This window comes from Clostridium pasteurianum DSM 525 = ATCC 6013 (assembly GCF_000807255.1).
GTDB classification, from domain to species: domain Bacteria; phylum Bacillota; class Clostridia; order Clostridiales; family Clostridiaceae; genus Clostridium_I; species Clostridium_I pasteurianum.
In genome coordinates this window covers 842,659-861,477 of the sequence record NZ_CP009268.1, presented here as the reverse complement: position 1 = coordinate 861,477, position 18,819 = coordinate 842,659, and the positions used below count along the sequence as shown (strand labels likewise).

15 protein-coding genes are annotated in these 18,819 nt (G+C 31.0%); 2 read left to right on the top strand and 13 right to left on the bottom strand.

Translation table 11 applies throughout. The annotated features are described in order from the left end of the window. Positions 1 to 46: 46 nt before the first annotated feature. The 8 genes from bioA to CLPA_RS03755 form a co-directional block, all read right to left on the bottom strand. Entirely contained in the window at positions 47 to 1,411 is a 1,365-nt protein-coding gene (bioA, locus tag CLPA_RS03790; RefSeq protein ID WP_003446903.1) for an adenosylmethionine--8-amino-7-oxononanoate transaminase, read from the bottom strand. Between the two features lie 254 nt (positions 1,412 to 1,665). Further along, positions 1,666 to 2,385, bottom strand: coding sequence for a dethiobiotin synthase (gene bioD / locus CLPA_RS03785; RefSeq protein ID WP_003446902.1), 720 nt, complete (start codon positions 2,383 to 2,385; stop codon positions 1,666 to 1,668). Positions 2,386 to 2,407: 22 nt separating this feature from the next. Further along, the gene (locus tag CLPA_RS03780) at positions 2,408 to 2,953 is read right to left on the bottom strand and encodes a biotin transporter BioY (RefSeq protein ID WP_003446899.1); all 546 of its coding nucleotides are present in this window, start codon (positions 2,951 to 2,953) and stop codon (positions 2,408 to 2,410) included. A gap of 349 nt (positions 2,954 to 3,302) precedes the next feature. Then, complete coding sequence (locus tag CLPA_RS20020; protein WP_003446896.1) at positions 3,303 to 4,532, bottom strand: GGDEF domain-containing protein; 1,230 nt, start codon at positions 4,530 to 4,532, stop codon at positions 3,303 to 3,305. Positions 4,533 to 4,574: 42 nt separating this feature from the next. Next, the gene (locus CLPA_RS03770; protein WP_003446894.1) at positions 4,575 to 6,134 is read right to left on the bottom strand and encodes a hybrid sensor histidine kinase/response regulator; all 1,560 of its coding nucleotides are present in this window, start codon (positions 6,132 to 6,134) and stop codon (positions 4,575 to 4,577) included. Positions 6,135 to 6,819: 685 nt separating this feature from the next. Then, positions 6,820 to 7,890, bottom strand: coding sequence for a CDP-glucose 4,6-dehydratase (rfbG, locus tag CLPA_RS03765; protein ID WP_003446891.1), 1,071 nt, complete (start codon positions 7,888 to 7,890; stop codon positions 6,820 to 6,822). Positions 7,891 to 7,917: 27 nt separating this feature from the next. After that, on the bottom strand, positions 7,918 to 8,958 hold the full coding sequence (locus CLPA_RS03760) for an NAD-dependent epimerase/dehydratase family protein (RefSeq protein ID WP_003446889.1): 1,041 nt from the start codon (positions 8,956 to 8,958) through the stop codon (positions 7,918 to 7,920). A gap of 266 nt (positions 8,959 to 9,224) precedes the next feature. Continuing rightward, the gene (locus CLPA_RS03755) at positions 9,225 to 9,965 is read right to left on the bottom strand and encodes a sugar phosphate nucleotidyltransferase (protein ID WP_003446886.1); all 741 of its coding nucleotides are present in this window, start codon (positions 9,963 to 9,965) and stop codon (positions 9,225 to 9,227) included. Positions 9,966 to 10,371: 406 nt separating this feature from the next. Here CLPA_RS03755 and CLPA_RS03750 point away from each other — a divergent pair, with 406 nt between their 5' ends. Further along, positions 10,372 to 12,666, top strand: coding sequence for a hypothetical protein (locus tag CLPA_RS03750; protein WP_003446884.1), 2,295 nt, complete (start codon positions 10,372 to 10,374; stop codon positions 12,664 to 12,666). Positions 12,667 to 12,983: 317 nt separating this feature from the next. Here CLPA_RS03750 and CLPA_RS03745 read toward each other — a convergent pair whose 3' ends face one another. Beyond that, positions 12,984 to 13,448 (bottom strand): hypothetical protein, encoded by a 465-nt coding sequence (locus tag CLPA_RS03745; RefSeq protein ID WP_003446881.1) that lies wholly within the window; start codon positions 13,446 to 13,448, stop codon positions 12,984 to 12,986. A gap of 408 nt (positions 13,449 to 13,856) precedes the next feature. Here CLPA_RS03745 and CLPA_RS03740 point away from each other — a divergent pair, with 408 nt between their 5' ends. Beyond that, complete coding sequence (locus CLPA_RS03740; RefSeq protein WP_003440352.1) at positions 13,857 to 15,152, top strand: IS110 family RNA-guided transposase; 1,296 nt, start codon at positions 13,857 to 13,859, stop codon at positions 15,150 to 15,152. Positions 15,153 to 15,758: 606 nt separating this feature from the next. On the opposite strand, the gene CLPA_RS03735 is transcribed toward CLPA_RS03740, so the two are convergent. The 4 genes from CLPA_RS03735 to CLPA_RS03720 form a co-directional block, all read right to left on the bottom strand. After that, complete coding sequence (locus CLPA_RS03735; RefSeq protein ID WP_003446334.1) at positions 15,759 to 16,040, bottom strand: hypothetical protein; 282 nt, start codon at positions 16,038 to 16,040, stop codon at positions 15,759 to 15,761. 332 nt (positions 16,041 to 16,372) lie between these two features. Then, positions 16,373 to 17,191, bottom strand: a complete 819-nt coding sequence (locus CLPA_RS03730) for an alpha/beta fold hydrolase (RefSeq protein ID WP_003446336.1) — start codon at positions 17,189 to 17,191, stop codon at positions 16,373 to 16,375. 217 nt (positions 17,192 to 17,408) lie between these two features. Beyond that, the gene (locus CLPA_RS21995) at positions 17,409 to 17,831 is read right to left on the bottom strand and encodes a DUF4351 domain-containing protein (RefSeq protein WP_003446338.1); all 423 of its coding nucleotides are present in this window, start codon (positions 17,829 to 17,831) and stop codon (positions 17,409 to 17,411) included. Between the two features lie 159 nt (positions 17,832 to 17,990). Continuing rightward, complete coding sequence (locus tag CLPA_RS03720; RefSeq protein ID WP_003446340.1) at positions 17,991 to 18,764, bottom strand: hypothetical protein; 774 nt, start codon at positions 18,762 to 18,764, stop codon at positions 17,991 to 17,993. Between the last annotated feature and the right edge of the window lie 55 nt (positions 18,765 to 18,819).

Below are 18,819 nucleotides of genomic sequence, written 5' to 3'. Positions count from 1 at the left end.
AACTTGTGGGAAAAGACGAAACAAGCATCATGTATTCAACTTTCAACTAAAAAAAGTGTTTCATCCTTTTCCCCAAGTATTCATCAATACTTTCAAAACATTTATCTACCATATACTGCATATCTTTTTTCTCAATTACATAGGGAGGCATAAAATACAGTACATCTCCAATAGGTCTTAAAAGGAGTCCTTTTCTCAGGGCTATCTTATATATCTCATAGCCTATGCGCTGTTTCCAGTTAAATTTCTCCTTTGTATTTTTATCTTTGACAAGTTCCAGTGCAGTAATCATTCCCAGCTGACGTACATCTCCTACAAAAGAATTACTCCGTGCCCTCTCTTCTGTCAATTCTCCAATAAACTTGCTCTTTATTTTATTATTTTCAATAATATTTTCTTCTTTAAATATATTAAGGCTCTCACAGGCTATAGCACAGGCCATGGCATTGCCAGCATAGGTATGACTATGTACAAAAGCCTTTAAAGTTGAGAATTCATCATAGAAGGCATTATATATATTCTCTTTGGTCATAACTACAGACATTGGCATATATCCTGCACTGATACCTTTAGATAAACACATTATATCTGGAGTTATATCTGCATGATTACAGGCAAACATTTCTCCTGTTCTGCCAAAGCCCACTGCTATTTCATCCGCAATAAGATGAACATCATAAAAATCACAGGCCTTTCTAAGCTTTTTTAAATACACAGGAGAATATATTTTCATACCTGCTGCTCCTTGAACCATAGGCTCAACAATTATGGCACTAAGTTCTTCATGATGCTTTTCCAAAGCCTCTTCCATAGCTTCAAAACATTCCGCATTGCAGTTTGATCTTTTTCTACCATATTTACATCTATAGCAATCCGGTGATTCAACTCTTAAAGTATTAAGTAGCAGCGGCTTATATATATTACTGTAAAGATCCAAATCTCCTACAGACAGAGCCCCCAAAGTTTCTCCGTGATAAGCATCTTCTAAAGCTGCAAATCTTACTTTCTTAGTTTTACCCGTCTGCTGATGGTATTGGAAACTCATCTTTAAAGCTATTTCTACTGCTGAAGAACCATTATCTGAGAAAAACACCTTTTTTAATCCCTCTGGTACAATACTTGTTAACCTTTCAGCCAGCTCAACAGCAGGTTTATTGGAAAAGTGAGCAAAAATAACATGTTCAATTTCCTCCAGCTGTTTCTTTACTGCCCTATTTATCCTGTCATTGCTATGTCCAAAAATGTTTGTCCACCAGGAACTTATGCAATCTAGATAGGAATTCCCTTCTACATCATATAAATAGCATCCTTTCCCTCTATCTATTACTATGGGAGGAAGCTCCTCATAATCTTTCATTTGAGAACAGGGATGCCATATGTATTTTAAATCTTTAATCTGAAATTCATTCATTAGTCTATCTCCTTCTATAAGCAATTTTTTTATTTCAAACAAAACCTTTTGCTTACAACCTGTTATCCATTGAAGTCATTGAAGCAAGTTCTTAATTCAAGTGGGGATTCTTTTACCCCATCTGAATTTTACAACTGCAAATGCATGGCTTACTTGGCGTCGAACTCCAACTTTCACAGAGTGCGTGGGAGACTTACGCCAAGTTAGTCAGGTGAAATTTGCTTAATTTTTACTATCAATACTTCAATATAATATTACTTCATGCAGCTGATTATTTTTCTCTCATCAAATACTTCTTCAGATAACTGCTTTAATTTTTCATGAAATCCATCTTCTTTTTCCTGAATAACGGGCATAACTCCTAAGATATCAATACCAGTCATAGCTTTTATCATATTAATATTGTCATTACATAACTGGGTATTTTCATATTTATTAATTATTATGCCTTTTATATCTATACCCGCATTTTTCAAATATTCAACAGTTAGAACAGTATGATTTATAGTACCCAATTCAGCACTGGCAACTAAAATTACATCCATATTCATATCTTTTATCAAATCATCTAAATTATAAATCCTGTCTTTTAAAGTAGTAATTGGACAAATTATACCACCACTTCCCTCACAGATTATATAATCATATCTTTCTTTTAATTTCTCATATTTTTCTTTTATTACCTCAATATCAATAGGATTGTTTTCAATCTTTGAAGCTAAAAGAGGTGATACAGCAGTTTTATAAATATAACCTGTTAAATCCTCATACTTTCCCTTGATTCCACTGAGTTCACAGACAAACCTTGTATCTCCTGGAATTAAATTTTCTCCCTGAACTTCAGCACCGCTTAGTGCTGCTTTATAATAACAGGTATTATATCCTTTTTTCCGTAAGAGATATATTATTGAAGCCGTAATTAATGTCTTACCTATATCTGTATCTGTTCCAACTATGTATATACTTTTAGTCATTTGAGAGCCCTCCATCAATATATTATTCTTGTCCAAATTTTGCTATGGGCTTTAATTTTAGTGACAATGCGGACGCTGCCATACTTACTAAAATATCGCCTCCTACACAGATAATAAAGCCATAAAATATAGCCCACTTAAGAGTTTTTGCTTCACCAATATATAGATTATAAATTATGTATAAATGCACGACTCCAAATAAATATACAAAAAATAATCCACTTAAAATACACAATAATGTCTTTACAAAAGTTAAATTTTCAACTTTTCTTGATAACATTCCAATTATATAGGCAGCAATTATAAATCCTATTAAATATCCAAAAGTTGGCTTAAATATGTAGTATAATCCTCCCCCTTCAGTAAAAACGGGAATTCCTATAAGTCCAATAAGTACATATAGAGCTTGAGATAGTGCTCCAAGTTTAGGTCCAAGTACTATACCTGCCATAGCACAAAATAGAAATTGAAGTGTAAAAGGTACGTAAGGTATTGGTATTTTTATAAATGCTCCCAAGGCTGTTAAAGCAGAAAATACTGATACCATTACAAGATCATGTGTTTTCAAAATATTTCCCCCTTAGAATTTACAGATATTCAACTTAAAATATAAACTTATGATTTCAAAGTATACTTATAGTCGCAAATATTTCATTATGAAGTCAGATATATGAATCTGATATCAAGGATATTTGTTAACTGCTTTTTATTATCAAGTTGACAATATTAATTTACACTAGCTTCTAACTTTTGTCAACGATCTATCTAAAAAAGAGTTAACGAATTAAAAGTTAAAATATATATGGCTCTTAACTTTTAATTCTTAACTCTCCACTTATTAGGTACATTTACTCCTAGCACTTTTCCCTATTTGATATTTGTTTTTTGAACTTTATACTTTAATTACCCTGCCATTTTTACCCTATATCATCAAAAAATTCTATACCATTTTTCCCCTTTTCTTTTACCCGATATAGAGCTTTATCTGCTAATTTAAGCAATTCAATGGCATCTTCTGCATCCTTTGGAAAAATAGATACACCAAAACTTGCACTGGATTTAAATTTATAGCTTTCCAATGAAAAGCTATCTCCAAAGCTATTCTTAAGGCTTTCAATATACTTAAATAATGTATTTTTATCTGAGTATCTTCTAACAATCATTGCAAATTCATCTCCGCTGAGTCTTCCTAAAATGTCTCTCTCATTAATTAATGCTGTAAATCTTTTAGAAATTTCACAAAGGTATAAATCCCCAATATAATGTCCCATAGTATCATTTATTCTTTTAAAATTATCTAAATCAATAAAAACTACTGCAAATTCAGATTTACTTTTTTTACTTTTCTTAATTATCAATGTCAGTTCATCCATAAACATCTTTCGATTTGGAAGTCCCGTTAAATTATCGTGATTTACCATGTAGTTCAAATTCATTCTATCTTTTTTAATCTGTTCATTACATTTTATCAAGATATCATTTTGCTGCCTTAACTTTTTTTCAGAGTAGACCAGTTCTTTGTATAAAGTTGAAATTTTCTCCTTTTGCCCCCTTATCTCTTCAATTTGTCTTAGATTATTTATTATCAAGTTATGGTGTATTTTATTTACTATAAGAGCTATACCTATAACTGTAAATATAAAAATAGCCTGAATTATGTTATATTTAATTCCTCTGTTATAGGAATTATTTAGAATAAAAATATATATCCCAATGGTTTCAGCAATAATATAATACAGCATAACCTTTTCAATTCTTACGGAAACAATTAGAATAATTATAAACAATATGCAACATATCATATTGTCAATTATTCTATAATATTGAAATATGTAAATACTGGATATAAATACGCAAAGTACACTCATAATATGTAATTTTATTTTTTCATTCCAGGATCTACTAGGTACAATATATAATATTATGCTGATAATAATTGTGAGAATCGGCCAGATACTATTTGCAATATTCTTTTCCATATATGCAATAATAAGATTAATTAAACCAGCTATTTGTGCTGCAAAGGATATAAGGGTTGCAACCATTATATTTTCATGTCTAATTAATTCACTTATATCTTCTGAATTATAAATCCCTTTTAAAATCCTAAATGTAAACTTTTTATTGTGTCCCTTTCCCTTTAGCATAGTTATATACCACCTTATATAATAAATAAAATCAATTCCCCATCAGTTATTATTCATAGAGTCATAGGGAAGCCCAAAGATAAATGTTGTTCCCTTCTCTTCATCTGAAGTAAATTTAATGTATCCTTTAAGATAAAATTCTCCTATAAGCTTCATGCTGTAAGTACCCAAGCCTCGGCCTTCTCCCTTTGTAGAAAAATGACGTTTAAATATTTGAAGCTGCACCTTCCGTGGAATATATTTTTTATTATCTACAGATATTTCTATAAAATTCTTAACTTCTTTTATTGTAACTTTTATCATTTCATTTTCTGAAGCTTCCAGAGCATTTTTCAGCATATTATTTATTACCCTAAGCAGCAGCACTTTATCAGTTTTAACTGTAAACTCCTCTTCACACCTTAAATCAACTTTACAATCAAATATACTTTCATAGTGCCTAATAAACCTTGATATAATTGCCTTCAATGGAAAAGTTGATGAATTCAATTTAAGCTCACCTTTTTCAGCATACATTAAATCCATTTGAGTTTTAATTTCATCTATCATTATATCTGCGGCCTCACTAGCATGATCGATGATTTCTCTCGACTTATGCTCTTTAGATAGAGATTTTTCTACACAATTAATAAGTCCTTTTACTGCCCAGGAACTATTTAATATATCATGAAAGAATATCTTTTCAACAGCTTGTCTTCTTTTTTCCTGACTTATATCCTTTACAACCAAAATTGTATAATCCTCATCTATCATTCCCGCTGGTGCGGCATAAATTAAAAGTTCCATACTGGACATTGTATCATTTTTTTCCAGTGTCATTAAGCACTCCCGACTCACAGGCATCCTTGTATCCTGGCTCTCAAGTATTGCATCAACTGCCCCGCAGACACTGCAATGTTCTGTAGTTCCACAGCCAGTGCTTCTCTCCTTGGAGTGTACACATTTGAGTATTTCACCAGGCCTTAGCCCATGGACCTGCTCTTCTAAATTTATTCCTATAAATTTAAAAAAATGATAATTAGAATATACAATCTGACGCTGGCTATTTAATATAAGAATACTGTAGGGAATCATTTCAAAGAGATTGGTAACTGTATTCTGTTTAATTATCTCTTCTGCCTGTCTTGAAATAACATCATCTGGCATTCTTTCAGCAGCAGCATACTCAGTATCAATACTGAAATCCAAAGTATTATCAACTATTCTCTGTCCTGCACTGCTCCCAAAAATATATTCTCCCTTTATTTTTTTTTCTATATCACCTATGAATTTTTTAAATCTATTCGTAGTAAAGGGTTTTTGAATATAATCTATAGCACCATTATTAATGCATTCAAGGGCATTTTTTACTGTAGCATAGGCTGTAATCATGATCACCTTTGTATCTATATTATTCTCCTTAATCCATTTTAGAAGCTGTGTTCCGCTTATAAAAGGCATTTTTACATCCAAAACTACAAATCTATAAGTTTCCTTCAAAAGAAGCTTCATAGCCTCTTTTCCACTACCTACAGCCTTTGCTTCATAACCTTCCCCATGAAAACATTCAGTTATAAAAATTCTATTTGCCTTTGTATCATCAACAATCAAAACATTTTTCATTTTATTATCACCTCTGTCTATACTATATTATTAGTTTTTATTTTACCTGTTGTTTCATATCCCATCTCTAAGTACATAATCTATTCAATAGCCAATCATAAACAGAGTTTTTATCATCCTATGAAATGTTTACTTATAACTTCTTATATTTACTAATAAAACTTTTAAGTATATATATTTTCCTCGCTTAACATAATTATTCTTTAAAATAAATTATTTTATAATCATATTTTTCTATATTTTTTTAATTTTATGTAAATACTTTTACAAATATAAAACATAAGAAAATCCAACTTTTTAATTTGTATAAATCGCCTTTATAAGTGCGATATGCCTATTAGACTGGACAATCCTTAGACAAAATCTGTTATTGCGGATATAACATAAATGGAATTTTAAGTCATATTAATTATATAATTAATCTAAATCATTTAAAAATTTACTGTAATTTATTATCTTGTTATTATAAATCTTATTTTTTGAATTTATATGCTATTTTCTTATTAATACTTAAAAAATCTATATATACCTCTAGTTATACATTTTTTACCATAGGTATAAATATAAATACTTATATAGTTTTCATTTAATAAACAGATTTCTAAGTATCCAAGATACCGATACTTAGAAATCTGTTATCCTTTAGGGTAAGCAGAGCTTATCTCCCACTTTGGTGGAAGATTAATTACTTGCTACAGTATTCATTGATCTGATTTACACATAATTTATACACATCTGTACTATTATAGTTTTTATACCACTCTACAGTTTTTTCAACGGCTTTATCTACATTCCACCTTGGTTTCCAGTTTAAATTAAACTTAGCTTTACTTATATCAAGATTTAACAGGTTAGCCTCATGAAAATCACTAGAAGACTTTAAAGCTTTATAACTTCCAGTGCCCCAGTATTTAATAACCTTTGCTGTAATCTCTTCTACGCTTACAATACTCTCCTCCATAGGTCCAAAGTTCCAGGCACCAGAAAATTTAGTATTGTTTCTAAGGATTTCAGCTCCCAGCATAAGATATCCCCCTAAGGGTTCAAGCACATGCTGCCAAGGGCGAACTGCTTTAGGATTTCTAAGTACTATTTCCCTATTATCTTTTAAAGCATTTATGCAGTCTGGAATTATTCTATCCTTTGACCAGTCACCGCCTCCTATTACGTTACCTGCTCTAACGGAAGCTATGACCTTATTGTGTTTTACATATTCTTTTGGATTAAAAAAAGAGTTTCTATAGGAGGAAACCAACAGCTCTACACAGCCTTTACTGGAACTATAGGGATCATACCCACCCATAGGATCATTCTCTCTATAACCCCATATCCATTCCTGATTTTCATAACATTTATCACTGGTTATTATAATTGCAGCCTTTGTGGCCTTGCAGCTTTTTACGGCTTCCAAAAGGTTCAAAGTTCCTATTACATTCACTTCATAAGTATACTTTGGATGCTCATAAGAATATCTTACCAGGGGCTGCGCTGCTAGATGAAAAACTATTTCAGGATTATATTTCTTAAAAACCTTATTTAGCAGACTACTATCCCTTATATCTCCTCTTATATCCACCATATTATCTTTCAAACCAGCTCTTGAGAAGTTATCCTCCTGATTAACAGGATCTAAAGCATAGCCTATTACATTTGCACCCAGCTGCCTTAACCAAATAGAAAGCCAGGAGCCTTTAAAACCTGTATGTCCAGTGACTAAAACATTTTTATTTTTAAATATGTTTAAAGGTAAGCTCATTTAAACACCATCTCCTAATCATAAATCTTACTCAGCATGAGATTCTCTCTCGTTATTTTTAAGGGACCTGTCTTCATCTTCAGAAACTTTATCCCCTGAAGTATTGTGATTATCCGTATCAAGATAAAATTTCTTATTCTTCTCATACCACTCTATAGTTTTAACAATCCCTTCTTCAAGGCTTACTTTTGGTGTCCAATGAAGTAAAGATTTGATTTTGTTAATATCTGCCTTTGGAGCCCACATTTCATTTTTTCTGTAGGGTATAGCCCCATATAAAGGTTTTTTGTCTGTATCAATATTTTCAAATATCAGATTTACATAGTACTTAAGCTGATGTATATTACCACTGGCAATATTGAAAATTTCATTTTTCACAGAATTATTCTTTGCAGCTAAAACCATTCCATCTATTATATTCTCTACATAACAATAATCTCTGTACTGCTCACAGTCTGTAAGTGCTACATCCTCACCTTTTATAAGTGATAATATTATATGACAAAATATCTTATGAGGTGCTTCTCCTTCTCCAAAAATTCCAAAGGGTCTTAAAGTAACTATATTTATATTGTTTAACCTTGCAATTTGATGTGCCAGTATAGTAGAACAGGCTTTAGTGCTGCCATATATACTTACGGGATCAAGATACATTTTTTCCTCCATCAATCCTTTTTTATTGCCATATTCAGCACAGCTGCCCATGTTTATAAACTTTTTACACTGAGTATCTTTTATAGAATTTAATACATTTACAGTTCCTATTATATTGGTATTTATGGCATCGCTATATTCTTTTTTAGAAGAATCTACTCCATAGGCCGCCAGATGAAATACATAGTCTGGATTTATACTTTTTATTAGTTTATTTATATCTTCAAATTTTGATATGTCTCCCTCAATAATATTAACCTTCTTTATAACTTCACCTATTCTCCAGGGATTGGAACCTTTTCTTTCCAGAATAAATACCTTTCCTCCCTCTTTTAAAATACGCTTTACCAGATGAGAACCAATGAAACCCAATCCTCCAGTTATCAAAACTTTACTATCTTTGAACTCCTCCATCCTTATCCTCCTAAAAGCATTTAAAAATATATTAAATATATATGCATCTTTTATAATGCCAATGAAAAACTGTATTCAGGTTGTTATTTGCAAATTTAAATTATCTATTAAGCTTAAGGGAATAACCTTTGGTATCAATACATTAAAAATGTATATCATTAAGAACAATATATAAAAAATACACCTTATCTCTAAAAAGCTATTTTTATTCTTCACCCTGCTCATTTAAAATTTCAATAAGGTGTACTTTTCTTTATAAATTTCCTCTAAATTTTCCATGTCTTATTAGCAGATATTAAATCCTTATAAGTGTCTATAGATGCCCAATATCCCCTATGAAGATATACAGAAAGCTCACCCTGTTTTGCCAGGGCCTTTAAAGGCTTTTGTTCAAAGATGCAGCCTGCATCATCTTCTATATAGTCAAATACTTTAGTGCTAAGCACAAAAAAGCCTCCATTTATTATGCCATCTAATTTACTCTTTTCATCAAAGGATTTAGCAATACCATTTTCTACAGTTAGAATACCATATTGACTTTTTCTCTCTACACCTGTTACCGTTGCAATTTTACCTTTATGATAATGGTAGTCTATCAGATTTTTAATATTTATATCTGATAATCCATCACCATAAGTCATCATAAATGCATCACCATCGATGTATTTTTGTACTTTTTTTACTCTTCCGCCGGTCATGGTATCAACACCGGTATCCACAAAGGTTATCTTCCAATTTTCTGGTTTATCCAAAAATTTTATAGTGTTATTACTATAATCTTTAATAAAATTTTTATTTTTCCATTCGTAATTCCAAAAGTATTCCTTTATCTTTTCCCCTCCAAAGCCTAAAGGCAGAATAAAATCATTAAGGCCATATTTCATATATATCTTCATTATATGCCATATGATAGGTTTACCATTAACCATAGCCAAGGGCTTTGGCTTATGCTCAGTAGGGGACGCTAATCTAGAGCCTTTTCCTCCACATAATATAACAACCTTCATACATATCTCCCCTGAATTTTCTTATAGATTTTAATTGTTTTCTCAACAATATAGTATGATTATAGAAACCATTGTGTTAATTGGTTAAGTAAATTATTTTATCCTTCAAAACCTGTCTAAGATGTCACTATAATAAGCCTTTTAACATATAGTAACAGTGACAAGATTGCACACTAACTGAATTAATAAAAATTTCATATTGACAATATACTTGAATTCTCCTTGGTGGAAATACTTTTCCACTGAGTTTAAATATATCATCCGGTGATACAGCCTTTTTTACTACTTACCTTTAACTATTGAAGCTGGCAGTCACAGGATAAATAAAAGGTATGCAAATAAGTTTGTGAAATTCTATTAAAAACTTTTCAGTGTACAAAATACCATATGAGAGGTGGATAGTAAGATGCCTAGGAAAAGAATTATTTTCAATGATGAATATTTACTGGAATGCATTGAATCTCCTCATATAAAGAAAAAAGTTAAAAGAAAAAAAGTTAATAAAAAACCTAATCAATCTCCTGAAATAAATGAAAATAAATATGGGAATGTTAATGAAGCAAAACAAGCTGATAGACCGGGAGAATCTCATGTTCAAGAGGTTCCAAGGATCGAGGCTCCAAAGGCTGAAAATACTCCATGGACTCCTCCTGCTGAAGCTCAAAAGCCTGAGAACACCCCATGGACTCCTCCTTCCGAAACCCAAAAGCCTGAGAATACTCCATGGACTCCTCCTGCTGAAGCTTCAAGACCTGAGAATACCGCATGGTTTCCTCCAGTAAATTATGCTGTGAATAGTTCTTGTAATTTTTGTACTGTAGCAGGTAAGGATTATACTTTCAAAGTACTGGCACTGTATAAATCACTAAAAAATACCTCAAATAATTTTAATTTATGGGTATGCTGTATGGATCCTATAGCCTGTTATATATTATCTAAATTAAACTTGTATAATCTGCATGTTTTTAGAGTTGAAGATTTAGAAGACGCTGCCCTTCTATCTATTAAATCTTCCAGAAAAACTAACGAATACTGCTGGACACTGAAGGCTCCTTTAATCAGATATGTATTGGATACTTATAAAGTACCCGATGTAATATATTGTGATTCGGATTTATACTTTTTCTCTGATCCTAAGGCAATATATGATGAATGGGGCAGCAATGATGTATTCTTATGCCTTCAAAGAGATCTTCAGTGGGTTGAAGCTATGTATGGAAAATATCAGGCAGGCCTTATTGGTTTCAAAAATACCCCTAATGCACTTAGTTGTCTTGATTATTGGCGCAGTAAATGTATTGAGTGGTGTTCTGCAAATCCAGAACCTAATATGGATAGATTTGGTGACCAAAAATATCTGGATAAAGTACCTGAGATGTATTCTGGTGTAAAAGTATCTGATAACTACGGTATAAATGCAGCTCCTTGGAACTGTGTTTATAACAATGATTACAATATATATAAAAAGGATGACTATGTATATATAGAAAAAGAGAAGCTTGTTGTCTTCCACTTTGCAACCATAGCCATTTTTAATTCTGATGAATTTGATTTATGGTCTTTTAATTATATCCATATAAGAAGGACTATAAAAGATTATATATATATACCTTATTTAAGTACTATAAGAGAATGCATTAATAGAGTAAAACATTTTGACAACAGCGTATTAGATAAGCTCTTCGCAACAAAGCCTTTAAGCGATGCACAGACCTATTATAGGTATCTTCCTTCAGAGTATAGAATTAAAGCAGATGATGATACTAAATACTTCTGTACCCTTATGAGCAAAGACTATTTAATAAAGGGACTTACTTTCTATAGATCTTTGAAAACAAACGGCAACAATTTCCATCTGTGGATATGCTGCATAGATGAACTTATTTACTCCATATTAAAAGACATGGAACTTGAAAATGTAACCCTTGTACCTTTGCCAAAATTAGAAGATGAGGAAATTAGAAGATGTAAAAAGACCAGAACTGCAACTGAACTCTGCTGGACTCTGAAAGCTCCATTAGTAGAATACGTACTTGATAATTATGATGTAGATTATGTCATATACTGTGATGCTGACCTGTTCTTCTTCTCAAATCCTTCCCGTATCATCAAAGATTGGGTAGGATATTACTTCTATATATGTACCCAAAGAGACAACTATGATTATGAAAGAATACACGGAAGATTTCAAGCGGGTTTCATAGGATTTAAAAAGCTCAAAGAAACTCGTAGAATATTAACATGGTGGAAAAAGAAATGTATAGAATGGTGTTTTGACAATCCTCAGCCTGAACATGAAAGATGGGGAGATCAAAAATATCTTGATCAGGTTCCTCTAAAATTCGTGGGAATTAAAATTGAAAATAGCCTTGGAATAAATGCAGCTCCTTGGAATGTAGTATATAACAATCACTACGATGTTCATAATATTAATGGGAAAGTATATATAGGTAATGATATGCTGGTATTCTATCATTTTGGAAGTATGCATTTTTATAACGAAAATGAATATGACCTATGGAAACTAAAACATTTAAACTTTGACCAATCAGTACTGGATAATATCTATATACCTTACCTTAAAGCTGTTAGAGATACTATTAATGAATATATGCCTTATATAGAGGATCATTGGAGTGAACTCTTTGCAGATAAGGAAGCTAAACTCCCTGTAAATTATATAAATATAAGCAACTATTGAAGCAAGTTCTTAATTCAGGTGGGGATTCTTTTACCCCATCTTGAATTTTAGAACTGCAAATGCATGGCTTACTTGGCGTCAAACTCTCACTTGAAGAAGGGGGAGACTTACGCCAAGTTAGTCAGGTTGAAATCAACTTTATTTAATAAGATAATATCAGCTTATGATAAAAATAAAAATTCAAATTATATAAAAATATATCACAATGAACCTAGGGCTCATTGTGATATATCCTATAAATCATATATGTTTACCAGGACTTTTTCCCATTTTAGAAAAAAGTGTATATAACATATTTGTGTACTAAGAATGGAACCCTAGCAGCAACAAACTGGAGTATTGTTCATACACATCATAGCAGTACATCCACATTCCATCATGCTCATCATACATTCACAACATCGCTGAATCATAGAACACATCATTTCATCACCACTAGTCCAAGTCATGCACATTCCATCCATAGTCATTTCACATTTACACATTCCCATCATCATGTTGCATTCCATCATTTTCATTCCGTTCATCATCATGGACATACTTGTCATTCCGCCCTTTAGCATTGAGCAAAGATTCTGCATCATTGCAACTGCTGTTTCATCTTTTGACATACACATCATTTTCATTCCATTTTCGCATTTTTCCATTTTCATTTCCATACGTGGAATCATCATCATGTTCATTTGTGTCATTGGCATATCCATCATGCCCATACCGTTATTCATCATCATTCCTTTACCCATCATCATATTCATACCTGTACCCATCATTTTTGTTTCCATTTTTATATCCTCCTTGTATAATGTAGTCATAACATTCAATAGAAAACTATCTTGAATTCTAACGAACATTACAACTCATTTCTTTTAATTTATTCGAAGATTTTCTACCCGATAGGGTGTACTAATCTCATCTAACTTAGTTTTCTATTTTTCCCAAGTGGGAATCCATACTAGTAAATATTGATGTATAATATCTCCTGAATAGAAGATAGATGTATTCCTCCTGGGAAGTAACTCTAACGAGTCATTGATACCCGAAAATTAGCGTATCATTCCATCAGTGAGAGTTCTATGTTTAGCTGGTTGGGTTTCCCTTTGGGAATTACCCGTGTCACAAACAAGGTTATAGAATTACTGATAGAAATGGAATATCTATTCTATCTCACAAAGCAAAGGAGATATTATTTTATGAGTAAATTTTTTTATAGACCAATAGTTGGAATCGATGTATCAGCAGACTTTTCAGTAGTTGCTATACTAGCACCTGACGGTGAAGTTTATAGAAAGCCTTTTAAAATTAAGCACAATAGAAATGGTTTTGATTACCTAGTAGATCAAATAAAAAAAGCGGAAGAAGAGTTTAACATGAAAACGGCAATTTTCATGGAATCTACTGGTGTATACCATCTTACTCTTTTCCACTTTCTTAGGGATACATTTGAAACATGTATCTTAAATCCACTCATTACTAATTGTAACAAGAATGGAGACATAAGAAAAGTGAAAAATGATAAAAAAGATGCATTAACCATTGCTAAAATAGGCAAATTTCAAAATGTTAAATATACTTCTGCATTTGATATTGAAATTTATACCTTAAAAGCTCTCTGTAGAGATTACTATAAGTTTACTGATAGTAAATCTACTTTTAAGAAAAAGCTTTCTACCGACTTAAAAATTATTTTTCCTAGCTATAGCTCTGTTTTTTCAAACATTACTTGCAAAACATCAATAGCAATTTTAAAAGAATATTCAAGTCCTAAAGCTATCTTAAATGCTGATAAAAATGAGTTAATAGATCTTATTCGCAGTCATTCAAGAAAAGGACTAACATATAGTGAAAAAATCTATAAAAAGCTAATTGATGCTGCTGAAGAAGCTATTTACATTGGTCTTAAATCGCCTAGCCTGTTTGTAAAAATCATGAACACAATTTCTGTAATAGAAACTTTAGAAAATCAGCTTAACAATTTATTAAATGAAATTCATTCATTGATGAAAAGCAATAGGATTTCAGAGCAATTTAAGAAAAATGTTCAATTGATTTACTCAATACCAGGTATTGGTGAATTAACTGCCATCACAATAATGAGTGAAATAGGCAATATTAAAGGTTTTGTAAAAGCTAAACATTTAGTTGCTTACTTTGGTATTGACCCATCTGTCAATCAATCTGGTAAGTTTAACAGTAATAAAAATACTATGTCTAAACGTGGTACCAGAATAGGCAGAAGAGCCTTATATGCTGTGGCATTAGCATCCATACGAACCAGTAGAAGCGGTGAACCTATAAACAAAGTTTTACTTACCTACTATAAAGAAAACCTAAATGGTAAAAGCAAAAAGGTTGCTTTAGTGGCAATAATGCATAAACTTGTTAATTACATATTCTCCGTCCTAAGGAACCAAAAAGAGTATGAAATACGTGATCCTAAAATACATATTAAAATGTATCTTAATAATGGTTCTACTACAGCAGCCTAACGGCTAAAAACTTAAAGACTAATCATCTTACAATTAATTCCATTGTTCGTGCTTTTTCAATGGATTATTTGCTATGCAAATTTTTACTCATAAATTATTTTTTTAATTTTTATTGACTTTTACTAGCTGGTCTAAAAATTTTAATAATAATTTGCCTCTAGTTTTCTAGTTAGCTAAAGTTCAGATTTGTTTACATAAGTTATACCTCTGGTCTCTCCAGTAAGTTATTCTTTACTCTAAGCTATGCCTCTGGTTTTCCAGTGAGTTATTCCTTACTCTAAGCCATACCTCTGGTTTTTCCAGTGAGTTATTCCTTACTCCAAGTCATTCCTCTGGTTTTTCCAGTGGGTTATTCCTTACTTTAAGCTATACCTCTGGTTTTCCAGTGAGTTATTCTTTACTCTAAGCCATACCTCTGGTTTCTCCAGTGGGTTATTCCTTACTCCAAGTCATTCCTCTGGTTTTTCCAGTGGGTTATTCCTTACTTTAAGCTATACCTCTGGTTTTCCAGTGGGTTATTTTTTACTCCAAGTAATACCTCTTAGCAACCTAGTAGTTAGTGGTTCCCCCTGCCTCCAGTTTTTCTGGTCAGCAGCATTGAAATTTTTAGGCAATAGAAAAAACTACAGTACTGCCCATGAAATTTCTCATAAAATATTTCATAAATAACGCTGTAGTTTTATATTTAATCCATTTTAAATTTTCACTTACTATTTTACATACCATATCCTTTGTATTTATTACACAACAACAGCAACATACCATAACAAGCATACAGCATGTACAACAACACATAACATTCATACATTTATTCATAATTATAGAAGGGAATACTTTATTATTAACTATTAAATTTTGATTTGATAAATTTAATTTTAATGATTTCATGTTTATACCCCTCCTTTAAATTAACATCTTTAACTTATAATAACATAGTATACAATATAATAAAAAATGTCAAGTACCATATGTAAAATTTTATAGCATTTTATTTTTTTTGGTAATTACTACATTTCCTATTTGATTATATGTTTTTAAATAAAAGAGGCCGTATTTCATATATATATGAAATACGGCCTCCAGTTTTTCCGGTCAGCAGTAATTTTATATTTAATTTATATACTTTGTTTTCCTTAATTATAAACTTTATTTATTTTATTGTCAATATCTTTTTACTTTCATTAACTAAAATTAATACTAGAGAAGTAATATTATATTGTTTATACAGTTTCTAAAAAGCCATCAAGCAATCTATTGAATTTATGAGGATACTCCCAAAACATCATATGATGCCCTAAAATAAATATGTGAGTATTAGGGAAATTTTTCTTCATAAATGGAACCCCAATGCTTGCCCTAGGTTCTGAAATAAACATACAGGAAGGTATTGAGTCATCTACTAATTTTGCTGCTTTAATTTTATTTGAAAACATACCGCTGGCATAGAGCTCACGGGCTATATAATGGGGTGTACGTATTGAATATTTTATTATTTTATCCACTTCCTCTTCAGAAAGCTTACGTTCCACCATAAATTCAGTTGTAAAGGGAATCATAAAATTTTTTAGGCTTCTGTCAGAATTCATATTATAAGTATAATTGTTTGATATTTCGTCAATTTCTCCACCAACCCAATCCTCTTTATTAATGGATAATTGTTTTGGTGTAACATCAATATTTACTAATGCTTTTACATTTGATAGACCTAATTTTTCAACATACCCCCAGGTGACAAGTCCTCCAAAAGACCATCCCACCAAAATCACATTCTTTAACTTGAGATAATCTAAAAGCTTTACAAGATCATTTATATGAGTGCTATAATTATTACCATGCAAAGTTATTGTTGATCTGCCATAACTTCTTGGATCAATAGCAATAACCCTATAATTTTTAGAATAATAATCAATTTGATACTCAAAAGCATCGGAAGTAAATGTCCATCCTGGTACAAAAACCAAAGGTACTCCTTCACCCTTATCTACATAGTACAGATCTACATTAGGTTCAACTTCAAAATAATTCCCCTCTTCTAACAACTGCTCTCATCTCCATTTAATATATTATTTTTTATAATTTTAAACAATATAAAAGAGGCTAATTTTCCTCAAATTTTCTCAAGAAAAATTAGCCTCTAGCTTTCTAGTCAACTACAACTTTCATATTTCACAATATAATATATTGCTGCTGCTTTTTTATTATAATTATATTATAGTTATATTTATATATAATATCAATATGATATATTTTTATATTTTAAATCACCCTATTACATAAACATAAGAATATATTAAAATATTTTTCCAATTCCTCTATCTTATCCATATCAAATATATCTATAGCGATAACTTCTAAAGTTTCATTAGAAAGTTTTTTTATTTTTTCAACGTATTCCTCAGGCAGTTTTTTAAATTTTTTTATCAAGAGTTTAAGGATTATTTCGGACTTGCCTTCTTCTCTAATCTTTTTATCAAGTTCAAGCTTCCTCATCATATCAAGCAGAAACTCTCTGTTATTTTCATTTACATTTACTTTCCTCATATCCTTATACACCTCCAATACTTCATCAAAGTTTGCCTCTGTAAGTACGTTCATTATTACTGCATATAAAGGATCTTTGATGTTATTTATGTATTCAGCTATCCAATCATTTATTAATCTTTTATTTTCATGCTGCACCTGCAGTAATTTTAAATACCTAGCCTTATTATCATCTAGTTCCTTTGATACTATAAGCTGCGTTGCTATATCTGTATTCTTTAGTATATTTAGTTTCTACATTATAATAGGAGTAACCTAAATATGAAGTTACTCCTATTTATTTTAATTCTATATTTCTTATTTTATCATTTTAATATTTTCCATAACACAAGCAGTACCTTCGGGAATGTTTAAATGACCATTCTCATCTAGTTTATATTCTTTTCCATCAACTATAAAACTAGAATTTTCTGTATACCCATCCTTAAACCAATTTCTTTGGTTAAAACCACCTCTTTGATCCTCTACTTGATATTCTGGATATATTATTCCATTATCTAGCATATAAAATTTATTGGATTTTCCATCATTTTTAATTTCAAACCATCCTGGTTTAATTCCAACATTACCTAACATTTGCTTGATTTCTGTTTTGCTATAATTTGAATAAGCGCAATAACCTGTCTTATCCGTTGAAAGATAAGTAAAGAGTTTTTCTACTTTTCCAATCTCCCTATAATCTGAAGGTGCTAAAGAAAAGTCTTCACCAAGATTAAGCTTATCATAGGGCATATAAACCGTTCCATCAACACCACTTGTAAGTATAGCTGTTATACCAGAACCAGTTTGTACTTTATAATAATCACCTTCAACAAAATCAAGAACATTGTTATCAGCAATCAATGGTTTTACATCTTGCTCTTTTACTTTAGTAATAGAGGCAAGTAGCTGACTATTTGCAATTAACTGTTTCCCTGAATCAAAAGATATATCATTTATTATATTTGTAGATAGCCTTTTATTCAAATTTTTATTTATTGCCTTCACACTTGATTGTATTAATGATTGTCTTTTATAATTTAAATCCATATTTGCATTTAATAACGAATACATATAATTACCTAATCTCATTCATTCACCTCCATTCATTACATTAATCTTATCATTTCTTACTTTAAAAGTGTAT